General features: G+C 44.3%; 15 protein-coding genes and 1 pseudogene. 11 read left to right on the forward strand and 5 right to left on the reverse strand.

Going from position 1 to position 15076, the window contains the following annotated elements:
• Positions 1 to 38 precede the first annotated feature (38 nt).
• Positions 39 to 509: a YcxB family protein gene (locus L5L91_RS18520; protein WP_219250433.1), complete on the forward strand. Its 471-nt coding sequence runs from the start codon at positions 39 to 41 to the stop codon at positions 507 to 509.
• 71 nt (positions 510 to 580) lie between these two features.
• Here L5L91_RS18520 and L5L91_RS18525 read toward each other — a convergent pair whose 3' ends face one another.
• A complete protein-coding gene (locus tag L5L91_RS18525) occupies positions 581 to 1144 on the reverse strand; it encodes an acetate uptake transporter (RefSeq protein WP_113939919.1) in 564 nt (187 codons plus the stop codon).
• An 806-nt stretch (positions 1145 to 1950) separates the two neighbouring features.
• Here L5L91_RS18525 and L5L91_RS18530 point away from each other — a divergent pair.
• The 5 genes from L5L91_RS18530 (at position 1951) to L5L91_RS18550 (ending at position 5822) form a co-directional block, all read left to right on the forward strand.
• Entirely contained in the window at positions 1951 to 2187 is a 237-nt protein-coding gene (locus L5L91_RS18530; protein WP_028759260.1) for a hypothetical protein, read from the forward strand.
• 362 nt (positions 2188 to 2549) lie between these two features.
• On the forward strand, positions 2550 to 3413 hold the full coding sequence (locus L5L91_RS18535) for a MipA/OmpV family protein (RefSeq protein WP_263164172.1): 864 nt from the start codon (positions 2550 to 2552) through the stop codon (positions 3411 to 3413).
• Positions 3414 to 3418: 5 nt separating this feature from the next.
• Positions 3419 to 3829, forward strand: a complete 411-nt coding sequence (locus L5L91_RS18540) for a DUF3019 domain-containing protein (protein WP_263164174.1) — start codon at positions 3419 to 3421, stop codon at positions 3827 to 3829.
• The gene (locus L5L91_RS18545; protein ID WP_006080570.1) at positions 3829 to 4542 is read left to right on the forward strand and encodes a response regulator; all 714 of its coding nucleotides are present in this window, start codon (positions 3829 to 3831) and stop codon (positions 4540 to 4542) included. The genes L5L91_RS18540 and L5L91_RS18545 overlap by 1 nt, the downstream gene beginning before the upstream one ends.
• Before the next feature lie 11 nt (positions 4543 to 4553).
• Positions 4554 to 5822, forward strand: a complete 1269-nt coding sequence (locus L5L91_RS18550; RefSeq protein ID WP_263237406.1) for an ATP-binding protein — start codon at positions 4554 to 4556, stop codon at positions 5820 to 5822.
• Between the two features lie 86 nt (positions 5823 to 5908).
• On the opposite strand, the gene L5L91_RS18555 is transcribed toward L5L91_RS18550, so the two are convergent.
• A complete protein-coding gene (locus L5L91_RS18555; protein WP_028759256.1) occupies positions 5909 to 6214 on the reverse strand; it encodes a DUF1289 domain-containing protein in 306 nt (101 codons plus the stop codon).
• A gap of 177 nt (positions 6215 to 6391) precedes the next feature.
• Here L5L91_RS18555 and L5L91_RS18560 point away from each other — a divergent pair, with 177 nt between their 5' ends.
• Entirely contained in the window at positions 6392 to 6928 is a 537-nt protein-coding gene (locus L5L91_RS18560) for a DUF4136 domain-containing protein (RefSeq protein ID WP_263237407.1), read from the forward strand.
• Between the two features lie 94 nt (positions 6929 to 7022).
• Here L5L91_RS18560 and cysM read toward each other — a convergent pair whose 3' ends face one another.
• Positions 7023 to 7901: a cysteine synthase CysM gene (cysM, locus tag L5L91_RS18565; protein WP_263164178.1), complete on the reverse strand. Its 879-nt coding sequence runs from the start codon at positions 7899 to 7901 to the stop codon at positions 7023 to 7025.
• A gap of 212 nt (positions 7902 to 8113) precedes the next feature.
• On the opposite strand from cysM, the gene cysP reads away from it, so the two are divergent.
• The 4 genes from cysP to L5L91_RS18585 all read left to right on the forward strand — a co-directional run bounded on the left by cysP (position 8114) and on the right by L5L91_RS18585 (position 12144).
• Positions 8114 to 9121, forward strand: a complete 1008-nt coding sequence (cysP, locus tag L5L91_RS18570; protein ID WP_263164180.1) for a thiosulfate ABC transporter substrate-binding protein CysP — start codon at positions 8114 to 8116, stop codon at positions 9119 to 9121.
• A gap of 174 nt (positions 9122 to 9295) precedes the next feature.
• A complete protein-coding gene (cysT, locus tag L5L91_RS18575; RefSeq protein WP_105249982.1) occupies positions 9296 to 10141 on the forward strand; it encodes a sulfate/thiosulfate ABC transporter permease CysT in 846 nt (281 codons plus the stop codon).
• Between the two features lie 9 nt (positions 10142 to 10150).
• Complete coding sequence (gene cysW / locus L5L91_RS18580) at positions 10151 to 11017, forward strand: sulfate ABC transporter permease subunit CysW (protein WP_263164181.1); 867 nt, start codon at positions 10151 to 10153, stop codon at positions 11015 to 11017.
• Complete coding sequence (locus L5L91_RS18585) at positions 11014 to 12144, forward strand: sulfate/molybdate ABC transporter ATP-binding protein (RefSeq protein ID WP_131523841.1); 1131 nt, start codon at positions 11014 to 11016, stop codon at positions 12142 to 12144. The genes cysW and L5L91_RS18585 overlap by 4 nt, the downstream gene beginning before the upstream one ends.
• Before the next feature lie 601 nt (positions 12145 to 12745).
• Here L5L91_RS18585 and L5L91_RS18590 read toward each other — a convergent pair.
• On the reverse strand, positions 12746 to 13381 hold the full coding sequence (locus L5L91_RS18590) for a DUF2625 domain-containing protein (protein WP_263141545.1): 636 nt from the start codon (positions 13379 to 13381) through the stop codon (positions 12746 to 12748).
• A gap of 135 nt (positions 13382 to 13516) precedes the next feature.
• Positions 13517 to 15026: pseudogene (locus tag L5L91_RS22700) on the reverse strand (AAA family ATPase).
• Positions 15027 to 15076: the final 50 nt, after the last annotated feature.

Consider the following 15076-nt stretch of genomic DNA (forward strand, 5'->3'; position numbering starts at 1 on the left):
CTAGCCCGCATTAAGTGCCACCTCAATTAGATGACATGATGCCAACGCCCTATTCATATTCCACAACGTATATTTTAGATAAAGCCCATTTCGATGAATGCTATACGCAATCAGTGGTACCAGATCCCACGCTCAAACCTTACTACAAAGCCATTGGATTAACCCTGATAGGTATCGCGCTTATTTTCACCGATATTAGCCTTTATTTAGCTTACTTTTTTGTTGGGTTAGGTGTTATAGAAGCGCTAAATGTGAAGTATCACAAAGCATGGTGGTTGATGCGTCAGATGATGAGTAAAGCGGCCAGCAATGAGGTCACACTCACCATTGATGAGCAAGGGATTCACACTCAATCCATGTCTGTGACCAGCCAAATTTTATGGACCGACATTTACCGGATTAAAGAAACTGAAAAAGGCTTCTTGATCACCCACAAAGCAGGCACGAGTTATGTTTCTCTCCGTAGCTTAGATGAAGCAGCTGTGGCCTATATTAAAACTAAAATCTAGTACAGCTAAAAACACCCATAAAAAAGGCTGATCTTCATCAGCCTTTTTTACAACTCTGCATTGCTGAATCGTTACTTTTTCAATTCACCAACCGGTAAAATCGTACGGCCATACTCATTATTAAGCACCTGCGCCATCGCAAAATAAATCGCACTCGCACCGCAAAGTATCCCTTCAAAGCCCGCAATAGTGCCAATCAAGGCGCTACCCGTAAAATCACGCGCCGCCAGCAGGAAAAATAAGATAGTTAAAGAAGCAAACACAAACTGTTTGGCTCTTGGATAACGCAAAGAACCCACAAACATGAATGCCGTGAATATGCCCCAAAGCGTTAAATACCAGCCCATAAAATACGTTGGACTCGCCGCAATGCCAGCATTAGGCATTAAAATGAGGCCCACTAGCGTTAACCAAAACAAACCGTATGAGGTAAATGCCGTCGTACCGAAAGTATCGCCGCGCATGAAACACATAATCCCCACAATCACTTGACCAATGCCACCGTAAAAAATCCCCATGGCTAAGATCATAGAATCAATAGGGAAATATCCCGCATTATGAATGTTTAACAAAATTGTTGTCATACCAAAGCCCATTAAACCTAATGGCGCTGGATTAGCCAGTTTTGTAGACACAGAGTTCCCCTAGAGAAAAATCAACAATTCAATAAAAATCAATAGCATTTGCCATTAATCTTATGCACGCGCACCTGCGAGAGCGGCGCATTCTAGAGGATAGCTATAATCTTAGCAATGTAATCATCAAAAACAAACGAACACATAAAAATAAACAATAAAAACATAAAGTTAAAATAATAAACTGTAAAATAAAATTTAAACTAAAAAACACATAAAAATTAATTCTTTTTAATTCAATATTCTAGAAAAAAACGGCCTACAACATGCGTCATATCTCATTTTATATGACTTCTTATAACTACCGCATAATTCAGTTAACAGCGGCGATTAAACCTTCATTAAAAATCGACCATAAACAGTGATAATAATGCACTTTATCGCAAATAAGTCCTTAAAGTGATGTAAGCAGCATTTTTGAAAGAAATCCAAGTTCTACTGTACACACAATTAAGCGCATAAGTTAAGCACATAAGTTTATGTGCAGAGTTTCATCAATTAATTTCAAGCACAAGTTCAGAAGAGCCAACTTAGCACGCATGAGTTCAGAGGGGGGGGTGTGAACCTAACTCAAGCAGCAAAAGATGCTGAGAATGAATCAAACTAGAGCAAATAAAGTACACTCAGCCAGCCCATTTACTTGAAGCGAATCAAGGGAAAACAAGGTAAAAAACCTTAATCAAGAAAGGTAAAAATTATTTATATCTAAAACAGAATAGCAGTGATAAATTGCTGATGTTGGCACAGTGGAATTAAGAGAATGCATCTTAATCTGTGGTTAACAATACATAACTAAAGGAAATAAAATGAATAAGTTATCAGCTGTTTTTACTCTATTGGCATTAGTAAGTTTCACTTCCTTTGCTGACGACTCCTCTTTACCGCCTGCACCAGCAGCCGATCTCGCTCAGCTGAAAGAAGTGTGCCAGCAGATGGCCTCTGAAGATCAAGTCGAAAATGCTGAGCTAAAACAATATGTGCTTGATTGTGTAAACGATCAATTGACAGAAATGGGCTACAAGTCAGTTACTGAGGTCAATTAATCTTCATTCTAATCTCTGTGTTATTACCGCAAAGTAGGTTATTCGGCTTCAGTCTGTGCCATTCACACTTGCGAATGGCATTATTATTTCCAAGCAACACAGCTTTTACATCATAATTAACATCATTTCAGTTACACTCGAAACTTATAAAACACAAAATTTAACATCCACAATTAACCGTACGAAAGCTGCCAAGATAAGCTTTTAGCATGACTATCAACATATTGTGCAATCCATAAATTTATTATTTAATTGATAGCTGTATCATTTTGCATCTCCGTGAATGAAACCACTGTTGAATTGAGCATAAAATGCTAATCTGTTTTCCTGTATTGTTAACCTCAGCCCTTAATCGTTAAATCATGTATCGTATTCTTTTTGTCCTCATTACAAGTTTAAGTATTTTGCCTGCAATCGGAATGGCGAAAGAAGCCTGTGCACCAGAAAATCAATGTATTGAGATGAACAACTGGGATCTAGGCATCGCCATAGGCTGGGGACAAAAAAGCAATCCACTCAGGGATTTTGACGATATTCCATTGTTCTTTATTCCAACAGTGGCCTATTACGGCGAACACTGGTTCTTCGACAATGGTAATTTAGGTTATACCTTAGCCGAGCAAGAAAGCTTTACAATTAACTTAGTAACAAGTTATAGCTTAGATAGAGCCTACTTCTATCAATGGGACCCATCAAATATCTTTTTGAATCGTGGCACTCAAGTTGAAGCCAAAGCCATAAATAGTATGTATTTATCGACTGAGCCCGAGCCTGAGTTTAATTCCTTAGAGACTCGGAACTTCACCTTACTTGGCGGTGCCGAAGCATTCATCTATACGCGGCTCGGTATTATTAGATTGGCGTACACTCATGATATGTTTAATGTGCATCAAGGTTCAGAAGCACAAATAAAATGGACCTATGGTTGGGATTACGATCGTTTCATTTTTGAGTTTGCGCTGGTATTTGATTGGAAGAGCCAAGCCGTAGTGGATTATTATTACAGCGTTAGACCCAGTGAAAACGCCTATTGGAGCGAAAAATATCAAGCAAAATCAGGTTGGGATAAAGGTGCGGAAATGACGGCCCGTTACATATTAACTGACAATTGGGATCTACTGTTGGCAGTTCGTTACACTCTAATTGCCGATGAGATTGCCGCCAGTCCCTTGTTAGACCAAGACTATAGCAGCACCTACTTTATCGGCGCTGCCTATAGGTTCTAACGTTAGTGACACTGCCTCAGTTAAGCTTGTTTTGCTTTATAGGTCTAAGCCTCGGCTTGATGGGCCAAAGTTCAGCACAAGCCAAAACTCGCGACTCGGCACTCAAACTCACACCCGAAATTTGCATCACAAGTTCAGAAACTGAGGCCTGTGACGTCTATATAGAACTACAGTGGGAACTCGCTAAAGATGAGCTTATCTGTATCTTGTCCGACAACGCCGCCTATCCCAAATGGTGCAGTGATTCAGTTTCAACCCATACGTTAAGCATGAAAATCCACACTATGACGGATATTCAATTTGTCATGGTGAGTAAAGACAGTAACCAAACTTTGGCTGGTGCCAAACTTAAAATCACTTCTGCATCACAACCTCAGGTTCGCAGACGTTACCGCAACCCTTGGAGTTTATTTTAATGACAAGCCCACAATCGAACCACAGAGTATTATTGGTTGAAGACGACGTTCGCCTAGCAAACTTGATTGTAGATTACCTAAAATCCCATGGTATGCATGTTGAAGTTGAACGCCGTGGCGATACAGTGCTAACACGATTAATCAATTACAAGCCAGATATCATACTGTTAGACATTATGCTACCGGGCATGGATGGTCTCACTCTGTGTGAGAAACTGCCCGATTATTTCGCAGGTCCAATCCTATTGATGAGCGCACTTGGCTCAAGCGAAGATCAAATCAAAGGACTAGAACTCGGTGCCGATGACTACGTGGTCAAGCCCGTCGATCCTGCTCTGTTAGTTGCGCGGATCAACAACTTACTTCGCCGTCAGAATCAGCCACCACAGGCAGAATCACATTGTCTAACCTTCGGTAAATTGAGTATCGACCCGCATACCCATGCGATTCGTCTTAATGAAACTGAAATCGATCTCACCAGCCATGAATTCGAATTGCTGTGGTTACTGGCCTCGCAAGCGGGCCAAGTGCTCAGCCGTCAGTATATTTATCAGTTGTTACTCAATATTGATTTCGATGGTAAAGATCGAAAAATTGACGTGCGGATCTCTAGATTACGTAAAAAACTCAACGATAATATCGAGACACCTTTCAGAATTAAAACCGTTTGGGGACAAGGTTATCTCTTTGCTCCTGAAGCTTGGAATAACTAAGCACAAATACAGTGAAACGTCTCTTTATCAGTTTATATCTGCTACTCAGTCTCAGCGTGCTTGGGATTGGCTGGACACTCGACAGCCTGTGGCAGAAGAATGTTGATGACAATAATGCCCTCGATGCGCCGTTAGTGGCATTGGCGCAATTATTAGCGGAATTACCTCCCGATGCCCGCCAACGGTATCTGAAGGCGATCCCAGCGAACCCTGTGATGCCACTGCAATTACTCAATGCAGATCAAGTCGCGCTGGCAGATAATCAAGCGTTAAGCACAAGCAAGGTGTTCACCACCACGGCCAATGATGATAGCCTGCTGCAATTTATTCGAGTAGACGATCAAGTCTTAATGGCAGGGCCGCTGGACATAGATCCCAGAGCTAACCTTCGCAGCCTGTTCACCCTGTTCTTTTATTTATCGCTCGCCCTCGTTGCGCTAATTTGGGTCGGCCCGCTTTCACGGGATTTGAGCATACTGCGTAAGGCCACCAAAGAATTTGGCGAAGCCAAATGGGACACGCGGATTACCCTGTCAAATCGCTCCCAAGTTAAGCCCTTAGCCAATACGTTTAACGAAATGGCGCGACATATCAGCGCCTTGATTGAGAACCAGAAACACCTATCTAATGCGGTATCCCATGAGATCCGCACGCCACTGGCGAGGCTCAAATTCGCTCTTGCACTTATGCCTATGTATTGTCAGCCAGATTCGGACGAACAGAAGCGACAAGACTTTCTCGATGAAATGCAGCTCGACATCAAAGAAATGGAAGACTTACTTCAAGAACTGCTGACCTACGCCAGCTTAGAGTCACAGCGAGAAGGTATCCAGTTGGATGAGTACGATTTAATTAATCTCATCAATCAAAGTATTAAGCGCCTAGAAACCTTAAGTCCAACGCCTATAACGCTCAAAGCCGAAGTCGAAAAACTGCCCTTATTCGGAGAACCCGCATTAATCGAAAGGGCGCTACAAAATCTACTGACCAATGCACAACGCTTTGCCCGCACTGAAATCATTATTGAAGTTAAGCAGACCCAGCATAGGGTCAATTTAAGTGTAAGTAACGACGGCGAACCTATCCCTGCGGTGGATTTACCGAAAGTGTTCGAGCCATTTTATCGCAGCCAATCGGTACAGAATGGCAATAAAGGACATGGTTTAGGCCTTGCGATCATCAAACGGATTATGCAACGACATCAAGGGAATGTGAGTGTTACAAGTGATGCACAACATACTCGATTTAGTTTAATCTGGCCGAAAAAACGTAAGCTGTAATAGGAATCGAGATGAGACTATTACAAGTCAGTCATGAATCCCACTCGCGAATACAAAAAACGAGTTAAACAAGTCAATTCAACCTATTAGTCTAGCTCGAAGCCACCAAAATCCAGATCGGCTTCAGGCTCAGGCTCAAAATTCAACTGTGGGTTTAACGCTGCTCTTTCTTGCTCTATTTGTGCTTGCCTTGCTTTCATCATCGCTAACTGGCGACGACGTTTACGTTGAGTACACAGGCGAATGACATCATACTTTTGCGCATCTGAAAACGTTAACCAATTGAATCTTTCGTCACGGCTTCGCAGGCAACCATTACAGTAACCGCGCGCATCGGTAACACACACACCGATACAAGGACTCGGGATATCAAAAAAGGCTAACTGTTCCATAACCCGCCGCTATTCCTATCTAAAAATGAACCATACTCAAAACGATCCTTGCTAAAAACAAAGCGTGTGGAATTGCATTCAAAGCGATTCAAATACAACACGCTTATCTAAAGTACTTGCAGAAACAACCTTAATCAAGGCACATTGAGCAGAGTTTGTACAACTTGGAGCACTATCATGGGATACCGTCACTTTGCCAGTCTGCTCGTCGCTGTTGCCTTATTAAGCGCTTGCAGCAGTAAACCGAAAAACGATTATGATCTCAATTACGACTTCACCGCACTACGCAGCTTTACCCAGTTAACACCACAGCCGACGGATGACCCGTTAAGCGCCCAGCGTATTCAAGTAGAAATTAACAACCAATTGACTCAAAAAGGGTTTGTAGAAAATACAGCGTCGCCCGACTTTAACGTCGCCTACGCCTTACTCACCCAAGATAAGCCCAAAGATTCAGGGCTATCCATTGGATTAGGCACAGGCACATTCGGAAGTTCGGGCGGGATTGGCATAGGCACCAGTGTTGGCGTGCCGCTGGGGAGTGATAGCGCTAAAATTCAAACTATTCAAATAGATATTGTCGATCCTAAGACCAAAGCTCTTATTTGGCGTGGCAGCGACAGCTATGATTTTGATGCAGGCGGTAACGAGAAAGCCCAAGATACCGCCAAAGCCGTCAACCGAATTTTGGCGCAATTCCCACCGAAAAAATGATCACGTATAAAAGGGTAAAAATGGGCGTGTCTCGCCCATTTTTATCAATCAAACATTCATATCGCTCAATATGCTTAGAGTAAAAATCTAGGACTCAGGAAAAAAGCCCTGACGAAAGGTAACGATCGCCCCTATCACAGACAATCGCCACGACCACAGAACCCGGATATTGTTTAGCAATCTCCAGCGCAGCAAACACGGCACCGCCCGAACTGACTCCTGCACAAATCCCTTCCTCTCGCGCTAAAGTTCTCGCCATGGCTTTTGCATCTTGCTCTTCTATATCCATAACTAAATCAACCCAAGAAGCATCAAAAATCCCAGGCAAATATGCCTGCGGCCAACGCCGAATCCCAGGAATAGCACTGCCATCGGCAGGCTGAAGGCCGACGATAGTGATGTCGGGATTACAAGTTTTAAGGTATTTAGACACACCCATTATGGTACCTGTCGTCCCCATACTTGACACAAAGTGGGTAATTTTGCCTAGACTCTGTTGCCAGATTTCAGGGCCTGTCGTGAGGAAATGGGCATTAGCGTTATCTTGGTTATTAAATTGATCCAGCACCTTACCTTTGCCTTCGCTTTGTAACTGCAGCGCCAAATCCCGCGCAGTCTCCATGTTATCCACTAGCATGAGCTCTGCGCCATAGGCTTGCATCGCATCCTTACGCTCCTGAGTCGAATTATTCGGCATAATCAGGATCATCTTGTATCCTTTGATTGCCGCCGCCATCGCCAGCGCAATCCCAGTATTGCCACTCGTTGCCTCAATAAGCGTATCACCAGGACTTATTTCTTGGCGAAGTTCGGCCTGAATAATCATATTGAGTGCAGGACGATCTTTTACTGAACCCGCGGGGTTATTGCCTTCCAATTTTAACAGTACAGTGGAAGTACCACAGTTAAGCCGCTGCAAGCGAACCAGCGGAGTTTGCCCGATGCAGGCTTCAATTGTCGGAAAGTCAGACACTAGGATTATCCTTTACTTGATAAAAACAACTAAGCGATAGCCTATTCTAAGTCGGTTACCACTGACAAACACGGTGAATACTGCTTATAACATAAAATAAATCGCTCATAGTTATTCAAAAAAGTTCTATTCAACTGGCTTTTTATAAACAATTAATTCTATTACTCTAGGTGCCATAACGCTGACAAAATTGCCAGATTAAGGAGTTAAAAATGTCCGTAAAATTGATAAAGGCCCTGCTAGGAACCCTCATTCTGGGAACCTCACTCAATGTGACTGCCGCAGATCAAACCCTGCTTAATTCCTCTTATGATATCGCACGGGAATTATTCAATGCCTACAACCCCGTTTTTGCCAAACATTGGGAAGAGAAAACAGGTAAAACCGTCGAAATTAAACAATCCCATGCAGGATCATCTGCACAGGCACGCTCGATTCTGCAGGGATTACCCGCAGATGTGGTAACGTTTAATCAAGTGACAGACGTACAAGTTCTGCACGATCGCGGTAAATTGATCCCAGAAAATTGGCAACAATTACTGCCTAACGCCAGTTCGCCTTACTATTCCACCATTGCATTTTTGGTGCGTAAGGGTAACCCAAAGCAAATCAGCGACTGGGGCGATTTAGCGAGAGATGACGTTAAACTGGTCTTTCCTAACCCAAAAACCTCTGGTAATGCTCGCTACACTTATTTAGCCGCATTAGGTTATGCTCAGAAAAACTATGGTAAGGATAATCAGGCTAAACTGGATCAATTCCTGAAAAAATTCCTCGGTAATGTCGCAGTATTTGATACAGGCGGCCGCGGTGCGACCACCTCCTTTGTTGAACGTGGGATCGGTGATGTATTAATTACCTTTGAATCGGAAGTGAACAATATCCGCCAGCAGTATGGTACGGACGATTACCAAGTGGTTGTACCAAAAACCTCGATTCTGGCAGAGTTCCCCGTCGCTGTGGTTGAGAAAAATGCTAAGCGTAACGGTACACAGGAACTCGCAACTGAGTATTTGAATTATCTCTACAGCGAAGAAGCGCAACGTCTACTGGCAGGATTCAGCTATCGTGTACACAACGAAAAGGTAAAAGCTGAGTTTGCTAAGCAGTTCCCTACCGTTGACCTGCTAACTGTTGAGCAAATCATCGGTGGTTGGGATAATGCCATGAAAACGCAGTTTGCTAACGGTACAAAACTCGATGAGCTATTAAAGCGCTGATATCGTCCTTAATGTAGTAAGATATCAACATTGAACCCGAGCAAAGTCTCGGGTTTATCGCTAATTGGCATTTATCAATCAAGATTGCATCCAACAAATGGCTTGAGCCAACAACGAGCGAACCGTATAAATAGTATTGGTTTAACGCAATTAACCTGATCGGGTGATTATTCTGTGATTTTTAATAACGGGCGTTTACGCCATAAGCGGGTTCTTCCCGGTTTTACCATCAGCTTAGGTGTGTCCCTACTGTTTGTCAGCCTAATCCTATTATTGCCAACCACAGGCCTAATCATGCAGACCAGTTCAATGAGCTGGTCCGAATACTGGGGCGTGATTGCCGATCCCAGAGTGGTTGCCAGTTACCGAGTCACCATACTATCGGCGCTCGCGGCATCATTATTTAACTGCCTTTTCGGATTATTACTCGCATGGGTACTCGTGCGTTATGAATTTCCCGGCAAACGCATTTTAGATGCCTTGGTAGATTTACCCTTTGCCTTGCCGACCGCCGTTGCCGGTATCACCTTAGCCACCCTTTATGCGGAAAACGGCCAAATCGGTAGTCTATTAGCTGAATGGGGCATAAAAGTCGCCTACACCCCGCTAGGCATAGTGGTCGCGATGATTTTCACCAGTATTCCCTTTGTGGTTCGTACGGTACAACCCGTTCTCGAAGAGTTATCCCACGAGGAAGAAGAAGCGGGAATGACACTTGGCGCCTCGGATCGTTCGGTATTCTGGCGGGTTATTTTGCCCTCCCTTTGGCCAGCATTAATGATTGGAACGGCACTGTCTTTTACCCGCAGTCTGGGTGAGTTTGGTGCAGTGATCTTTATCGCTGGCAATATGCCTTATATCAGTGAAATCACTTCGTTAATGATCTTTGTCCGCCTGCAAGAATTTGATTTTGCAGGTGCCAGCGCCATTGCCTCAGTGGTTCTGATGACCTCGTTACTGCTATTACTGCTGATAAACCTGTGGCAGGCGCGTTATCTGCGCCGCATTCATGGACGATAAGGAGCAAATATGAACTCATTTAAACCCTTAAGAGTCGGTGAAGCACCCCTGATCAAATGGAGCCTTATTACCCTCGCCGTGTTCTTAGGCTTGCTCTTGTTGCTATTGCCGCTAGTGAGTATTTTTCAGCAGGCGTTTGTCGGAGGTTGGGAGCGTTATATTGGGCACCTAACTCAACCGGATTCGCTGCATGCGATTGGTTTAACACTGATGGTGGCAGCACTCACAGTACCAATCAATTTAGTGTTCGGAATCATGCTGGCATGGAGCGTGACTCGTTTTGAATTCCCCGGTCGCAAATTACTGATCACGCTAATTGATATTCCATTTGCGGTCTCCCCTGTCGTCGCAGGTTTGCTCTATTTACTGCTCTATGGCAACAGTGGCTGGCTGGGCGAATGGCTATATGAGCACGATCTGCAGATCATGTTTGCTTGGCCGGGAATACTATTAGTGACCATTTTTGTCACTTGCCCCTTTGTAGCCAGAGAACTGATCCCATTGATGCAACAACAGGGCGCATCGGAAGAAGAAGCTGCAGTGATCCTCGGAGCGTCATGGTGGCAACTTTTTCGCCGCGTGACCCTACCCAACATCAAATGGGCACTGATTTACGGTGTAATCCTCACCAATGCCAGAGCCGTAGGAGAATTTGGTGCCGTTGCTGTCGTGTCTGGCAATATTCGCGGCGAAACCAATACCTTACCTTTACATGTGCAATTATTGTACGAAGATTATCAGGCCGAAGCCGCCTTCGCGAGCGCGTCATTACTGGCCCTGATCGCCCTATTTACCCTAATGCTAAAAGCCGTAGTGGAATGGCGGCAACAACGCAGTTTAACCGCCAATGACAATAAAGAGCAGAGCCAACTATGAGTATTCGTCTTACTAATATTTCCAAGAAATTTGGCCAATTTCAGGCGCTTTCCCCACTTAATCTCGATATTCAAGAAGGGGAAATGATTGGTCTGCTAGGACCATCAGGTTCAGGCAAAACCACACTGCTGCGGATTATTGCCGGTCTTGAAGGAGCCGATAGCGGCCAAATTCAATTCGGCAACCGAGATGTCACTCAAGTGCATGTGCGTGAAAGACGCGTAGGTTTTGTGTTTCAAAACTACGCGCTGTTTCGCCATATGACGGTCGCCGATAACGTCGCCTTTGGACTCGAAGTCATGCCGAAAAAACAAAGGCCTTCGGCGGCAGAAATTCATAAGCGAGTGACACAGCTGCTAGAAACAGTACAACTAGGCCATCTAGCACAGCGCTATCCTGAACAACTCTCGGGAGGACAAAAACAGCGCATTGCGTTGGCCCGTGCACTCGCAACCCAACCAGAAGTCTTGCTACTGGATGAACCCTTTGGCGCCTTAGATGCTAAAGTGCGTAAAGAACTACGCCGCTGGCTACGCAGCCTGCATGATGAATTGAAATTCACCAGCGTGTTTGTGACCCACGATCAGGATGAGGCGCTTGAGCTCTCAGATAGAGTGGTAGTGATGAGCAATGGTCATATAGAGCAGATTAATACACCTGCTGAGCTATACTCACACCCCAATAGTCGCTTTGTGTTTGATTTTCTTGGTAACGTCAATGTCTTTGAAGCCAGTTGGCAACAAAAACGTTGGGAAAATGGTCAAGCATTTTTAACACCCCCAGAACAGCAAACACTGCAGCAAGATGGTGTTCTCTATGTACGCAGTCACGAATTAGCGCTGTCAAATAAGCCCAATAGTCAGGCCAATTTGCCGTTCAATATTGTCGCCATGACCCCCATTGGCGCCGAAGTAAGACTGGAATTAGCCCCACACGGCTGGCATAGCGAAGAACTGTGGGAAGCCAAATTTACCCACCATAATCTGCAGGAACTCGGGTTGCAAAAAGGCAGTGTGGTTTACGCCACCCCAAGAACAGCTTACTTCTTTGGTGCGCAGGGTGAGAGTTCACCGACGCGTCTAAGTTGGCCATTCCTGACTCCGGGCAGTCTCGCCTTTGATATCTAACCTGAGCTCGGGATAAGCAGAGCCGCTGAATAGGCATCTTTTCGGGCCTCTCTGCGTTGCTCTGTCTAACCATAGCTAGCTATGGCGTACGACAGAGCGCCTTGATATGCGCAAAAATCTGCGCATTCAGTCAGAAAATAGATTTTTCTTTTCAAACCAATAATTTATATCATTGATTTAATTTGTTAAATTTAGATTTTTCGACACTCATTATCCCGAGTTCAGGTTATCTAATGTCATCATGATAGGAATAAGCAGCATTAGCGGTACCACAGGGAGTGGATACCGCTAAGATTCAAACCAATTGTCACGCCAACACTAAAGCACTCATTAGGCATTGCCGCGACAGCTTTTGGTGATAGCGACAGCTTTGATTTTTGATGCAAGCGGTAACGAGAAATCCCAAGATACCGCCAAAAACGTCAGCTAGATCTTGGTGCTGTCCCCTCCGAAGAAGTGATTAATCATGGATGGCATATACAGCCCATCCATGTTGAATCAATAGAGCTGATAAGCAGATTTACATCTAACAATCAATATATTAGATGTTTATAACAAATAATTATTGCAGAAGTACTCATAAAATCAGCGGGTAAACGAATTAACTAACCGAGGTTAATAATTCCAATTTCAGCCTATACATTTCATCAACTGACACCACTTTCACGCTGCTTATTTCAATAGAACCTTCTTTCGCCCATAAAAATGGATAAAAACTCAGGCATTTATCTGTAGCTATCTGTGAATAGGTTTTTTGAAAGCGCTCTTTACCTAAACTCGCATAAAACTCATTGATTCTCTTTGTAGCTGACCATTGAAAAAAATCTGCGAACCCGATTTCTAACCCTTCCCAATGAATTGAGTCTGGCGACCAATAGTATATATTCCCAACATCTGCGCCTAAACCGCCGCCGTTGATAGCAAAAAATCCACCAACTACGTCATTCGCCACTAAAAGATAATGTGCACTTCTATTCCAATCAGTAAGGTTTCTAGACAATCTTTCATGTCCAGAGCCGAAAAAACGAATCCATCCATTGTCGATCAAAATCCCACCGGTTTCGTAGGCAATTGCCCCTAATACCGAACGAGTCGATACCTGAAGTGATTCAAGTACTTCAACCCGATCCTTTGAAGGCGGCAGTATCTCTACACAATGCTCAGCACCAGCAACCATTTCATTGACTACTTTTATGCCAGAGTCTTCGATATCAATCAGTTCATATATACTTTTCAATCTCTTATCCTTGTATCACTAATATCCAGTAAAACGACTCATCATTCATAACTGTACCTTGGGAATCTCGAAAATAACTAAGCCAATATAGCGTTTAAAAATGCTAGTTAGCACTCATGGAACCAAGCAAAAATCTTACTCATGGGCATTCACGGTTCGGCCTGCAGCCCATTGTCGTAGCGCATTGATTTTATCGCTCATGACCACAGATAAAGGCCGTGTCTTACTAAGTTCTTCAAGTAATAACACTTGGTCGACACTGCACTCGACACTTCTTGCGGTATACATGGCAGCAATAACCGCTTGTTCGATTTCGGCGCCGGAAAATCCTTTGCTGCGAGCCGATAATTGGGCGAGATCTAAGCTCGCCACATCGATTCCACGGCGCTTACAGTGGATTAAGAAGATGGCTTTGCGTATAGCTTCGTCGGGTAAATCGACAAAAAAGATTTCATCCATCCTGCCCTTTCGCATCAACTCTGGCGGCAGAACTTGAATATCATTAGCGGTAGCCACCACAAACACTTCAGATTTACGCTCCGCCATCCAAGTGAGTAAGGTGCCGAGGATCCGCGTCGATGTTCCCTCATCACTGCTACTCCCGCTTAAGCCTTTTTCAATTTCATCTATCCAAAGCACACAGGGCGACATCATGTCAGCCAGATCCAGTGCATTACGCAGGTTCTTCTCAGTTTCACCTATGTATTTGTTATATAAGGCTGCCATATCGAGTCTGAGCAAAGGTCGTTGCCAGACGCCCGCAACTGCCTTAGCCGCGAGGCTCTTACCACTGCCCTGAACGCCGAGCAGCAAAATCCCCTTGGGCGCATCGAGCGCCTTGGTGTGTTGAACAGAAATCGGCTTATCGCCTTGGTCAAGGGTGCTGACAGCCGCTATGGGCGCGCTGCTTGAGCCATTTTTTAAGATTATGCAGGCCAGCGACCTGCGAGAAATCACTGGTGTCGTATTCAAATTGCAACACGCCATTTAAGTCGAGTAACTGAAACTTAGCTTTATTGATAGCATCAATATCTGACAAGGTAACAGCACCATCATCGACTATGGCTTTACGCACCAGACGGCGGGCATCGTCTAAGGTCACGCCCCGCAGATTCTCCGCTAATTTGACCACTGCGATATCATCGACCAGTAACGGCGTGCCTTGTTGACGAATTTTATCGACCTCAAGGTAGATCAGGTTTTGCAATTGCACTGTGCTTGGTAAGGTTAATTGAAAATAGGCGCAATAACGTTTGATTTCGGGCGGGATATCAAAGGCATGGCTCACCAGCACTAATGTGTGTTGCAGCGTCTCGTACTCGAGGGCGATTTCTTTGAGTAAACGGACATTCTTAGGTGCATCAATCACAAAGGGATGGAAGTCGCACAGCACATAAATTCCCTGCTGCGAGGTTGATTTAATTTGCCCGAGCAAATCTGTAGGTTCGCTATTAAACTTTTGCGCCGCCAAGGGCTTATCGACCCGTGCTAGGCCTTGGGTGATGCTCCATGTAAACACAGGTTGATAGAGCACACTGGCGACCCGCTTAAGCAGCTCAACCACGCGATATTCTTCATAGGTTTCAATCACTACGATTGGCGTATTGGAGCGCAGCACTGAGGTTAAATCGTGAATATCTTGCATGCTTTCAAATTCCTTTTTATTCACCCAAAAATGTGTCACAAAAAAGTCCA

Origin of the sequence: Shewanella sp. SM55 (assembly GCF_025654025.1) — a bacterium.
GTDB lineage: Bacteria > Pseudomonadota > Gammaproteobacteria > Enterobacterales > Shewanellaceae > Shewanella > Shewanella oncorhynchi.

Coding starts and splice junctions, on each gene's coding strand:
- L5L91_RS18520 (WP_219250433.1), top strand. CDS start 39: ATGCCAACGCCCTATTCATATTCCACAACGTATATTTTAGATAAAGCC.
- L5L91_RS18530 (WP_028759260.1), top strand. CDS start 1,951: ATGAATAAGTTATCAGCTGTTTTTACTCTATTGGCATTAGTAAGTTTC.
- L5L91_RS18535 (WP_263164172.1), top strand. CDS start 2,550: ATGTATCGTATTCTTTTTGTCCTCATTACAAGTTTAAGTATTTTGCCT.
- L5L91_RS18545 (WP_006080570.1), top strand. CDS start 3,829: ATGACAAGCCCACAATCGAACCACAGAGTATTATTGGTTGAAGACGAC.
- L5L91_RS18555 (WP_028759256.1), bottom strand. CDS start 6,214: ATGGAACAGTTAGCCTTTTTTGATATCCCGAGTCCTTGTATCGGTGTG.
- L5L91_RS18560 (WP_263237407.1), top strand. CDS start 6,392: ATGGGATACCGTCACTTTGCCAGTCTGCTCGTCGCTGTTGCCTTATTA.
- cysP (WP_263164180.1), top strand. CDS start 8,114: ATGTCCGTAAAATTGATAAAGGCCCTGCTAGGAACCCTCATTCTGGGA.
- cysW (WP_263164181.1), top strand. CDS start 10,151: ATGAACTCATTTAAACCCTTAAGAGTCGGTGAAGCACCCCTGATCAAA.
- L5L91_RS18585 (WP_131523841.1), top strand. CDS start 11,014: ATGAGTATTCGTCTTACTAATATTTCCAAGAAATTTGGCCAATTTCAG.